This window comes from Phenylobacterium sp. (assembly GCF_044372605.1).
Classification (GTDB): domain Bacteria; phylum Pseudomonadota; class Alphaproteobacteria; order Caulobacterales; family Caulobacteraceae; genus Phenylobacterium.
In genome coordinates, this window is the sequence record NZ_JBILRO010000102.1 from 1 (window position 1) to 10,778 (window position 10,778).

The 10,778-nt window shown below is 65.4% G+C and carries 10 protein-coding genes; 5 read left to right on the forward strand and 5 right to left on the reverse strand.

The genetic code is table 11. The annotated features are described in order from the left end of the window. Positions 1 to 297 precede the first annotated feature (297 nt). A complete protein-coding gene (locus ACIQ42_RS09940; RefSeq protein WP_397422041.1) occupies positions 298 to 1,485 on the forward strand; it encodes a cytochrome P450 in 1,188 nt (395 codons plus the stop codon). A gap of 12 nt (positions 1,486 to 1,497) precedes the next feature. Here ACIQ42_RS09940 and ACIQ42_RS09945 read toward each other — a convergent pair whose 3' ends face one another. Together ACIQ42_RS09945 and ACIQ42_RS09950 are read right to left on the reverse strand one after the other, a co-directional pair. Beyond that, complete coding sequence (locus ACIQ42_RS09945; RefSeq protein ID WP_397422042.1) at positions 1,498 to 2,289, reverse strand: hypothetical protein; 792 nt, start codon at positions 2,287 to 2,289, stop codon at positions 1,498 to 1,500. Positions 2,290 to 2,309: 20 nt separating this feature from the next. Continuing rightward, complete coding sequence (locus ACIQ42_RS09950) at positions 2,310 to 2,876, reverse strand: arylesterase (RefSeq protein WP_397422043.1); 567 nt, start codon at positions 2,874 to 2,876, stop codon at positions 2,310 to 2,312. 120 nt (positions 2,877 to 2,996) lie between these two features. Between ACIQ42_RS09950 and ACIQ42_RS09955 the strand changes: the two genes are divergently transcribed. Both ACIQ42_RS09955 and ACIQ42_RS09960 read left to right on the forward strand, forming a co-directional pair. Next, positions 2,997 to 3,677: an ABC transporter ATP-binding protein gene (locus ACIQ42_RS09955; RefSeq protein ID WP_397422044.1), complete on the forward strand. Its 681-nt coding sequence runs from the start codon at positions 2,997 to 2,999 to the stop codon at positions 3,675 to 3,677. Then, positions 3,674 to 6,190, forward strand: a complete 2,517-nt coding sequence (locus ACIQ42_RS09960; RefSeq protein WP_397422045.1) for an ABC transporter permease — start codon at positions 3,674 to 3,676, stop codon at positions 6,188 to 6,190. The genes ACIQ42_RS09955 and ACIQ42_RS09960 overlap by 4 nt, the downstream gene beginning before the upstream one ends. A gap of 297 nt (positions 6,191 to 6,487) precedes the next feature. On the opposite strand, the gene ACIQ42_RS09965 is transcribed toward ACIQ42_RS09960, so the two are convergent. After that, positions 6,488 to 7,204, reverse strand: coding sequence for a hypothetical protein (locus ACIQ42_RS09965; protein ID WP_397422046.1), 717 nt, complete (start codon positions 7,202 to 7,204; stop codon positions 6,488 to 6,490). 227 nt (positions 7,205 to 7,431) lie between these two features. On the opposite strand from ACIQ42_RS09965, the gene ACIQ42_RS09970 reads away from it, so the two are divergent. Both ACIQ42_RS09970 and ACIQ42_RS09975 read left to right on the forward strand, forming a co-directional pair. After that, positions 7,432 to 8,478, forward strand: coding sequence for a zinc-binding dehydrogenase (locus ACIQ42_RS09970; protein ID WP_397422047.1), 1,047 nt, complete (start codon positions 7,432 to 7,434; stop codon positions 8,476 to 8,478). Positions 8,479 to 8,525: 47 nt separating this feature from the next. Further along, positions 8,526 to 9,488, forward strand: a complete 963-nt coding sequence (locus tag ACIQ42_RS09975) for a LysR substrate-binding domain-containing protein (RefSeq protein ID WP_397401018.1) — start codon at positions 8,526 to 8,528, stop codon at positions 9,486 to 9,488. 20 nt (positions 9,489 to 9,508) lie between these two features. Here the strand turns inward: ACIQ42_RS09975 and ACIQ42_RS09980 are convergent, their stop codons facing one another. Together ACIQ42_RS09980 and ACIQ42_RS09985 are read right to left on the reverse strand one after the other, a co-directional pair. Beyond that, positions 9,509 to 10,249 (reverse strand): pentapeptide repeat-containing protein, encoded by a 741-nt coding sequence (locus tag ACIQ42_RS09980; protein WP_397422049.1) that lies wholly within the window; start codon positions 10,247 to 10,249, stop codon positions 9,509 to 9,511. A gap of 5 nt (positions 10,250 to 10,254) precedes the next feature. Then, positions 10,255 to 10,778 (reverse strand): phosphomethylpyrimidine synthase ThiC (locus ACIQ42_RS09985; RefSeq protein ID WP_397422048.1); only part of this gene is annotated, 524 nt, incomplete at its 5' end.

Genomic DNA, 10,778 nt, shown 5'->3' on the forward strand with positions numbered 1-10,778 from the left:
GACGGATCAAGCTTTGCCTGACGACGCGCGGCGACCAGGTTCAGCACGCGCGCCGTGGACGCCGACTCTTCGAGAGCGATCAGACTACGGACAGTTCGATCTTTCACGAAATTCCTCACCACACCGGGGTTTGGCCTTGAAGTTACAGAATGAGCCCCAAATGGAAATTTCCTGCTAAATTCAGGACACAGAGCGAAAAAAAAGAACCATGTTTTTCTCGACCGGCGCCGGCCAAGCGATCTCTTGCTTTACCTGCGGGCAAGGACATCCAGTTCCAAAAAAGTCAGGGCGCGCCACATGAGAATTGACCTGCTGTCTCCTGCCAGCTTCGCCAGCGGTCAGCCGCACGCGCAGTTCGACTGGCTCAGGACAAACGCACCGGTCCAATGGCACGACGAGCCGGGTGGCAAGGGCTTCTGGGCCGTCACCCGCCACGGCGACGTGTGGGCTGTGGATCGGGATTTCGAGACCTATTCGTCCGAGCCCACAATCATGATCACCGACCCGGCGTCGGAGATGGGCTTTGGCGGCCACAAGATGATGCTGATGATGGATCCGCCGGAGCATACGGCCTTCCGCAAGCTGATCCGGTCCGAGTTCACGGAACCCTCCGCCCGCCTGCGGCAGGGTCGTATTCAGCAACTGGCCCGGCAAATCGTCGACGCCGTGATTGACCGCGGCGAGTGCGACTTCGTGGACCAGATCGCCGGCGAGATGCCGTCATTCGTGATCGCCGAATTGATGGGTCTGCCGCTGGAGGACGGCCGCGAACTCTACAAACTGACCGAGATCATTCACACCGCGCCCGAGGCCCTGCCGCCCGGCGCCGGCGGCCAGGCCGTGATGAAGATGTTCGAGTATGGCTCCCGGGTGATTGCCGAGAAGCGCGCCCGGCCGGGCGATGATCTGGCCTCCAGGCTGCTGGCCTGCGAGGTAGACGGCCGCAAGCTGGACGACATGGAATTCCTGCTGTTCTTCCTGCTGCTGGTCGACGCGGGCGGCGACACGACCCGCAACCTGCTGTCCGGCGGGCTACTGGCGCTGATGGAGAACCCGGACCAGTACGCCTGGCTGATGGCCGACCTTGACGCCCGCCTGCCGAGCGCGCGGGAGGAACTTCTGCGCTGGACCAGCCCTGTGATCTACATGCGCCGGACGGCAACGCGGGACGCGGTTCTCGCCGGTCAGGCCATCCGGGCCGGGGACAAGGTGGTCATGTACTTCGGGTCGGCCAACCGTGACCCCGCCGTGTTCGATCGGCCTGACGTGCTGGACCTCTCACGTCCGGAGAATCCCCAGATCGCCTTCGGCACCGGCCCGCATGGCTGCCTGGGCCAGCACATCGCCCGCATCGAGATCGACGCCATGCTGCACGAGGTGCTGACCCGGATGACGGACTTCAGGCTGGCCGCGCCCGTGGAGTGGCTGGCCTCGAATTTCATCTCCGGTCCAAAGGCGATGCCCATCCGGTTCCACCGGCGCTGATCCCAACTGGCCTCAGAGTTCCAGACCGAGTTCTGTGCGCAGATGTTCGCGGGTGGCCGCCTCAAACGCTTTGGGCCACGTGATGCCCATCCGTGCAGCGATCGGCCGGGCTTCACCCAGGAAGAGCCGCCCAATGGCGGCCTGGCTTTGCAACAGGCTTTCACGGTTGGCGGCGGGCGGCATGATCGCCTCCAGAGCGGCCTGCTGAGCCGGCTGGAGAAAGACGTTAAGACGCTTGGCCCCTCTCGCAGCACGCGGCACGCCGGCGCCTTCCAGCATCAGGTTGACCGTCATGTCGCGCAGAAGGCTGTGCCCCTGTTGCGCCACGATCCATTCCCCCCGTCCGACCGCCACTGGCCCCAGGCCCAGCACGCGCAGAAACTCCAGGATGAGGGCCTCGACCCGTTCGGCGGTCGCCGCATCCGCGTCTGTGTCCGGCTTGGGATCCAGTTGGACGGCCGCGCCGGACAGCGGTTTCAGCTCAGACCCATAGGTCTTGCGGATCTGGACTTCCGGCAGAAACACAATGTCGAATCGTTCCCAGGTCGTCGTCACCGAGTTGATGATGCATCCGTAGACTTCCAGTACATGGACCCGCTCGGGCAGTCCGGGTCGTGGACCCTTGTAGTCATTCAGGCAGCCGGCCATGTCTGCCGCATCCACCTGGGCCACCAGATCGATATCGCTCCAGGCGTCACCGCCGCCCTGGGCCAGGCTGCCGGCGAGCCACAGCGCCTGGATTCGGGGATCCTGGCCAAGCGCGTTGGTCAGGCGGTCCAGCAGGGCGGACTGGGCGGGCGTCATGCGCGCCGCAGTGCCACAGCTCAGCGGCGGGCGGCAAGAGCCTTAGCCACGACCGGCGCCAGCTTCGCCGTGATGACCTGAACACCCTGGGCGTTCGGGTGGATGCCGTCGGGCTGATTGAGCTCACGTTTGCGCGCCACGCCGTCGATCAGGTTGGGATAGAGCGGCACGCCGTGGGCCTTGGCCAGGCTGGTGAAGACCGCATTGAAGTCGCGGGCATACCCGCCGCCAACCTCCGTCGGTGCGGCTATGCCCACCAGCAGCACCGGAATTTTGCGGGCCTTCAGCTTCTTGAGAATGCCGTCCAGGTTTGCACGTGTGCTGCGCGGGTCCAGCCCCTGCAGCAGGTCGTTGCCGCCCAGCGCCACGATAGCCAAGCTGGTGTCCTTCTGGACGCTGAAGTCGACCCGGCCCAGACCGCCGGCCGTTGTGTCGCCGCTGACGCCGGCGGCGCGCACGATATTGGCCACGCCCATCCGGATGAGCGCTGCCTGCAGCTGGCTTGGCAGGGCGGCCCTGGCGGGCAGACCGTAGCCTGCGGTGATGGAGTCGCCCAGCATGGTGATGATCGCCGGCTTCGCGGCCACCGCGGGCCACGCCGCCACAAATAGCGGCAAAGCGAAAAAGGTTCTGCGAGAGGGTCTTGGCGAGGTCATGAACGTCCTATGTAAGGGAGCTGTCGCATCACTCAACTGCCGGGGACCTCATTGGACGATTTACCGCCGCTCGTGCTGGACAATGTGGGTTTGACCCTGCCGTCCTCGGCCGGTCCTGTCGAAATTCTTCGCAACCTCAGCCTGACCCTGAACAAGGGCGAACAGGTGGCGCTGATCGGCGCCTCAGGCTCCGGAAAATCCTCCCTGATCGCGGTGGCCGCAGGTCTGGAGCGCCCCAGCACCGGACGCGTGGAACTGTTTGGCCAGGATCTGGGGGCCCTTGATGAGGACGGCCGGGCAAAACTCCGGCGCGGTCGCGTCAGCCTGGTGTTTCAGTCATTCCACCTGCTGCCCAACATGACCGCCGAGGAAAACGTCGCCGCCCCGATGGAGATCGCGCGCAAGCCCGGCGCGATGGAGCAGGCCCGGCTTTGGCTCGACCGCGTGGGCCTGAGCGCGAGGGCGCGGCACTATCCGCACCAGCTGTCTGGCGGCGAGCAGCAGCGGGTGGCCCTCGCCCGCGCCCTGGCGCCTAGCCCGGCCCTGCTGTTCGCCGATGAACCCACCGGCAACCTCGACAGCGCCAACGCCAGGATGGTCGCCGACATGCTCTTCGAACTGGTCAACCAGACTGGTGCGGCGCTGTTGCTGGTCACCCACGATCCGGCTCTTGCGGCGCGGGCGCAGCGCTCGATCACCCTTCGCGACGGCCGTCAGGTCGAGGCCGTATGACCCCGCTCTGGTTGCGGTTCGCAGCGCGGGAACTGCGGAGCGGCGTCAAGGGATTCCGCATATTCCTGGCCTGTCTGGCGCTGGGCGTGGCCGCCATCGCGGCGGCCAGCTCGACGGCGGAAGCCTTCCGGCGCGGGCTGGCCAGCGAGGCTCGCGACATCCTGGGCGGCGACATCGCCGTTTCGGTCAACCAGCGCCAGATGACGCCCGCCGAGCGGCAGAAGCTGGAGGCGCGCGGGCGCGTGACCTATTCCGTGGCCTTGCCGGCCATGGCCGAGGCGCCGTCCGGCGAGCGGCGATTGGTAGAATTCAGGGGCGTGGACAGCGCCTATCCACTGGCCGGCGCCGTCACCCTCAGGGGCGGCGGCAACCTTCAACCCGCCCTCAGCCGCCGTGACGGCGTCTGGGGCGCGGCTGTCGAACAATCCCTGCTGGATCGACTGGGCCTGAGGGTGGGCGACACCTTCCTGGTCGGCAACGTGCCGATGCGGGTCAACGCCGTGCTGGAGCAGGAGCCCGACCGGCTGTCGCGAGGCTTCCAGCTGGGACCAAGGGTGCTCACCGCGCGCGGCGCCCTGGAGCAAGGCGGGATGCTGAAGCCGGGCCTGCCGTTCGGCGAGACGGCCCGCATCGCGCTCAAGCCAGGACTGATCATGGCCCGCGAGAAGGCCGGCGTGCAGCGCGACATCAAGGGTGGCGTACGCGTGCGGGATCGCAATGACGCTGCACCCGGCGTAAGCCGGATCATTGACCAGCTGGAGTACTTCCTGGGCTTCATCGGCCTGGCCTCGCTGGTGGCCGGAGGCCTCGGCGTGTTCGGCGCTGTCAGCGCCTATGTGGACAGCCGCAAGCCCGCCATCGCCACCCTTAAGGCGCTGGGCGCGGAAAGCGGGCTGATCCGCGATATCTACCTGGCCCAGATCGGGCTGTTGTCGTTACTGGGAGTCGCGATCGGTCTGGCGGTGGGCGCGGCGACGCCCCTGGCGCTGGGCGCGGCCATCCAGGGCGACCTGCCGGTGCCGGCCCTGTTCGCGATCTATCCGATGCCGTTGCTGAAGGCCGCCGCGTTCGGTGTGCTTTCGGCCGCCGCGTTCTCCCTGGCGCCGCTGGCGCGGGCGCGGACCACCCCGCCGGCCAGCCTGTTCCGCAGTGACATGACCGGCAGGCTGACCTTCGGCCCGGAAATGATCGGCGCGCTGCTCGCAGCGTGTGGCCTGGGCGGGCTGGCGATCTGGACGGCCCCCACACCGTTCGCCGCCACGATCATGATCGCCGGTGTCGCCGTAGCCTTTGTGCTGCTGTGGGCCGCCGGATGGGGTGGGGCTAGGCTGGCCGGACGGATGCGGGGCGGTACGCGCGGATCCCTGAGGATAGCGCTGGCCAACCTGGCCGGGCCTCGCTCGGCGGCGCGTACGGCGGCGCCGGCCATCGGCCTTGGGTTCGCCCTGCTGGCCGCCGTGGTGCTGATCCAGTCCAGCCTGCTGCGCCAGATCTCGATCATCGCGCCGCAGACGGCGCCGGCGCTGGTCTTCACCCAGGTGCCCGCCGATCGGGTGGCTGAGTTCGACGCCGAGGTGGCCAGGGGCTATGGCCGCACGCCTGACGCCAACACCTATCTGCGCGCGCCGTTCCTGACGGGCCGCATCATCGCCGTGCGCGGCCAGCCCGTGGTGAAGGACAAGCTGGGCCGTGAGGGACGCTGGGCCTACGACAATGACATCAGCCTCTCGGCCCTGGGTCCCGAGCCGCCGAATGCGGGCGTGGTGGAGGGCAAGTGGTGGGCCGCCGACTACGCCGGGCCGCCCCTGCTGGCCATGGGTCAGGATCCGGCCCGCGCCGCCAACATCAAGATCGGCGACGAGGTCACGATTTCAATCCTGGGCCGGGAGATCGTGACGAAGGTCGCCGTCATCCGGCGCGTGGACTTCGGCAGTTTCGGCGCCAGTTTCCCGCTGGTGCTGACACCTTCAGCCATTGAAGGCGCCAATCCCCGCCAGGTCGCCATCGCCAAGGCCACCCTGGCCGAGGAACAGCGGATCTTCCGCGGGCTGGGCGCAGCGTTTCCGGAGGTGAACATCATCTCGGTGCGGGAACAGCTGGACGCCGCCACCGAGCTCTTCGACCGCGTCGCCCTGGCCGTGCGCGGCGCAGCGGCCGTGGCCCTGATGGCGGCGTTGCTGGTGCTGGCCGGCGCCATCGCCGCCCGGGCTGTCGAGCGAACCCGCGAGGCCGCCATCCTCAAGGTGCTGGGCGCCAGCCGGGCCCAGGTGCTCAGCGCCTATGTGCTGGAGTACGGCCTGGTCGGCCTCATCGCCGGCGCGGCTGGCGTAGCGCTGGGGTATGCGGCGGCCTGGCCCGTGGTGGTCCGTGTCTTCGAGACCGAGTGGAGCGTCGACTGGGGCGGCGTCTTCACCCTGCTGGCCATCGCGTCGATGTTGGCCGGGATCGGCGGACTTCTCGCGGCGTTCCAGGCCCTGTCGAAACGACCAGCGCCAGCGCTGCGCAGCGAATAGGCGACGTCGAGGGCAAGCCCCGCACCCGGTTGCAGAACCGGTTCCAGACGCCTCGCCGCCGTTGTTGGCCGAAGGTGAACGCGCGGACTGCGGCGCCTAGATCACGTCGAGATTGGGTTGGATCAATCCAATCTCGACGTGATCGCCCTCATATATTTGGAGCGGGTTGCGGTCGGAAAACCAGTTACCGCTTTTCCTCAACCCGCTCACATCTAGCTTTCGGCAGAGGGATGAATTCGAGCGAAGGCTTGTGGAAGATCCGCTGCGGCATCGACTCCTCCGCCAGTTGGCCGGAACCTAGTTCTCGATCACAACGGGCGCGTCGAAAGTCGTAATCTCGCCATCGACACCGTACCTCGCCTTCACGCTGGCGTGCCAAGCGGGATTAAACCAGGCATCGGCTGACGCCTTGTCTGCAAAGAAATAGATGCCGCCAATGCGACCGTCCTCGGCGATAGAGAACCACTTGTGCACCAGTCCTGGGACTTTCTGATAAGTCGGCACGGCTTCATTGATGCCCGCAAGGATCGAATCCCGGGGCGTCTGTGGCGGTAGCTTGATGCGAACGATGCGCACAACACCGGTGGCCTTATTCAAGTCGAACGTAGCGGCTGCGGGACCATCGATCGCCACGGGAATTTCAAAGCGAGTCAGTGTCCTCTTACCTTTCGCTTTGGCGCTGAGCTCGGCAAGTAACGGGCTCGCAAGATATGCATCTGCTGATTTCTTGTCATTCAGCAAATATGCACCACCATAAGTATTTCGATTTGATAGCAAGAAGTACTTGGTTCTAAGGCCAGGTACGGACCTGTACTTTGGAGCAAGACTCTTGAACTGACCGATGACTATGGGTCTGGGGGCAAACCGCGGCAGTTCGCGCTCAAGAACGATGGCGTAAAGATTCTTCCCAGTCGAAGGGCCACCCGTCCGGGCTTCAGCCTGAGCTCCGGACCAAGCAAGGATTGACAACAATGCGGCGACTGCGGGCCGCTTGACGAGTTGGACTTTTGGCATGCGAAAGACTCCGGTCTTGCGTGGAAGAACGCTCCCCACTCCCTTCAAATGGCGCCTGTCGAACGCGACGAACAAACCAGATTCAGCCCCTATACGTTAGCTGAAATAAGCTATCACGCGCCGCCGCCACCCGCCTTGATAGCTGAGCAGGATTCAGCTGTGGACCGCCGAACTAAGGCGTCTTCGGGTTCAGTTCTGTCTAGAGCGTCCAGCAGGGAGACTGATCGATGCGCCAGCTAACGTTTATCAAGCCCGGAGTACTGGAATGGTGGGAAGTCGCCGCCCCCCGTCTACAGGCAGACACTGACGCCATCGTTAGGCCCCTGGTCGTGGCGCGATGCGACCTCGATCTGTACATCGCGACAGGTGTCGTCAATTATCCGGGGCCCTTCGCCTTTGGGCACGAGACGATTGCGGAAGTCGTCGAGGCTGGTCCCGCATCCGCTGTTTCCCCCGGCGAGAGGGTTGTGGTGCCTTTCCAGCTTTCCTGTGGCTCATGTGGCGCCTGCCGTCGAGGCTGGACCAACAGTTGTGAAGCTTATCCATTCGGCGCGGCCTACGGCCTCAAACCAACGTCCGGTACGGAATTCGGCGGCGCCCTTTCCGACCTCATGCGCATACCCTTCGCCGATCACATGCTGACGCCCCTGCCCGAGGGCGTGGATCCCGTGGCTGCAGCAAGTCTTTCGGATAACGTCGCCGACGGTTGGCGGGCCGTGGGGCCGCAACTCGCCGAACGGCCCGGAGCCACGGTTCTGGTGGTAGGCGGCCTAGCCCAAAGCGTGGGCCTATATGCTGCGGGCGCAGCCGTCGCACTTGGCGCCGGCCGGGTGCTCTATCTGGACGATAGCCCTCAACGGCGCGAGCGGGCGTCGCTGATGAACGCGGAGACAGCGCCCCTCGCGCTGGCCGAGGGTCGACTGGCTAGCGAGCAGTTTGATATTGTCGTGGAAGCGGCCGGAGACGCCGCTGCCCTCGGCTTTGCAATTGAATCCTGCGCAGCGAACGGAATTCTCACCAGCGTCGCCATTCATCTGGGCGCGACGACACCTGTTCCACTCACCCGCGCTTACTACAAGGGTCTGACATTCGCGACCGGTCGCGTTCAGTCCCGCCCCACATTTCCCCACGCCATGGCATGCATCGCCTGCGGTGCGTTCCATCCTGAGAAGGTCACTCATCGGATTGTGAGCATCAACGACGCAATCGAGGCCATGACGGATCCTGGTCCGAAAGTGGTCTTTCGATGTGAACCCGTGAATGCTCCCGATTGAAACGGGATAGACCTTGCGACCCAAGGTCATTCGCCTACTCTGTCGACATGGGTACGAAACCGCCTCCAGCCCTAGCATCGATCAGGGCCTTTGCTGTGGCCGGGCGTCTGCAGAGCATACGCGACGCAGCAATCGAGCTCCACGTCAGCCCCTCGGCGGTCAGCCACCACGTGAGGGCGATGGAGGATTGGCTTGGGGCGCCGCTGTTTGTGCGGTCGGTCCGCCAGATCCGTCTCACCGAGGCGGGACAACGCCTCTCTGACGATCTCAACGTCGCCTTCAAGGGCCTCAACGCCGCCCTGGCCTCGGCGCAGGAGGCGCCCAGGCCGCTGACGATACGAGTCAGCGCATTGCCGCTGTTTACGTCAGTCTGTCTGATCCCCCGTTTGGCCTCTTTCGAAGCGCGATTTCCCGGTGCGGCCATCGAGATCGAGACCAGCAACCGTGTCGTGGACTTCGATAATGACACCGTCGATGTGGCCATCCGAAACATCCGGCAGCCGACACAGGGCCTCACCGCATACAAGCTGATGGACTTGCGCGCCACACCGCTCTGTTCACCCACCCTGGCGGACGACCTCAAGTCGCCAGGTGACCTCAGGCGGGCGACTCTGATTCATATTTCCAGCAGGCCAGACGGCTGGCGTAAGTGGCTGTCGGCCCAGGGCATGGCGGAACTCGAGCCCAGGGGCATTCTTACGGTCGACACGCTCCCTGCAGCGCTAGATCTGGCGACCCATGGCAGAGGCGTGATCCTGGGCCTGGATCCCCTTATCTGGGACGCCGCTCAGATCGACCGGCTGGTCGTTCCGTTCGCGTCGGCGCCGGTCAGCGCGGGAACCTACTTTCTGGTTCATCGCCGACATGATCGCTCCAACGTAGCCATCCAGGCTTTCGTTCGCTGGCTGCGCCAGGAGGTCAAATCCGACGCCGCGCGTTTTGCAAGGCTGAGATCAATCCACGGGAGCCGCATCGCCTCGGGCGCTGAGCCGGCTGGCTCGCAGCCATAAGGCGCACCCAGCTCACGATCTCAATCCGGGCGCACATCGATCCCGATGTCGCTCAGCAGACCGTATTGCTGGGAGGCCGTTACCTTCATGCCGAGGAGGCTGCCCAAGACCGTCAGATCCACGCCTGAAAGCTCCCCCTCCCTCAAGTCGGCGCGCGCCAGTTTGCAGCCGGAGATCAGGGCCTGGAACAGGTCACAACCGGTCATGTCGCAACCTTCGAGATCAGCTCCCGTCAGGTCGGCCTCTCGCAGCGACGACCGCGACAGGTCGCAGCCGGGCAGGGACGCGTCTGACAGGTCGGCCAGTTCCAGATTGCAGCTCGTGAACGCAGCGGCCGTCCGCACGACCTTGCCCCCGAACGCCCGGCTGAAATCGGCCTTGTGGAACCGGGCGCCGCGCAGGTTGCAGGCCTCGAACGCCACGCCATAGAGGCTGGACCGGTCCACGTCGGCGAACGACAGGTCGCAGGCCAGAAACCTGGCCTCGTCCAGCCGCGAGAAGGCGAACTGCGGGCCGGAATGGCTGTCCGGATCGGCGAAGTCACAGTGGTCGAACACGGCCTCGCGCAGGTCGGCGTGGGCGAAGCGGCAGCGCACAAACCGGCAGCGGGTGAAGCGCGCGTTCTGCAGGATCACCGAAGACAGCCGGGCGTCCATCACGGTGCAGTCCGTCAGGCGGATGTCCGTCAGGTCCCGCTCGGCCCATTCGAAGCCCGAGAGTTCCAGACCGGAGTAGTGGCCACCACCTTCGAGATCGGGAATCGCCCCTACTCCGCCGGCGTCACCGGCACCAGGATCTCCCCGCCGCCGGCGCGGAACTTCTCCGCCATCTCGGCCATGCCGGTGGCGACGTCGTTCTGGCTGCGGGCCTGATCACGGATGTCCTGGCTGATCTTCATCGAACAGAACTTGGGGCCGCACATGGAACAGAAGTGGGCGGTCTTGAACGCCTCCTTCGGCAGGCTCTCGTCGTGGTACTCGCGGGCCGTCTCGGGATCGATCCCCAGATTGAACTGATCCTCCCAGCGGAATTCGAAGCGTGCGCGCGAGATCGCATCGTCCCAGGCGCGCGCCGTGGGATGCCCCTTGGCCAGATCCGCCGCGTGGGCCGCCAGCTTGTAGGTCATCACGCCGACCTTGACGTCCTCGCGGTTGGGCAGGCCCAGGTGTTCCTTCGGCGTCACGTAGCAGAGCATGGCCGTACCGAACCAGCCGATCATGGCCGCGCCGATCGCCGAGGTGATGTGGTCGTACCCCGGCGCCACGTCGGTGGTCAGCGGGCCCAGGGTGT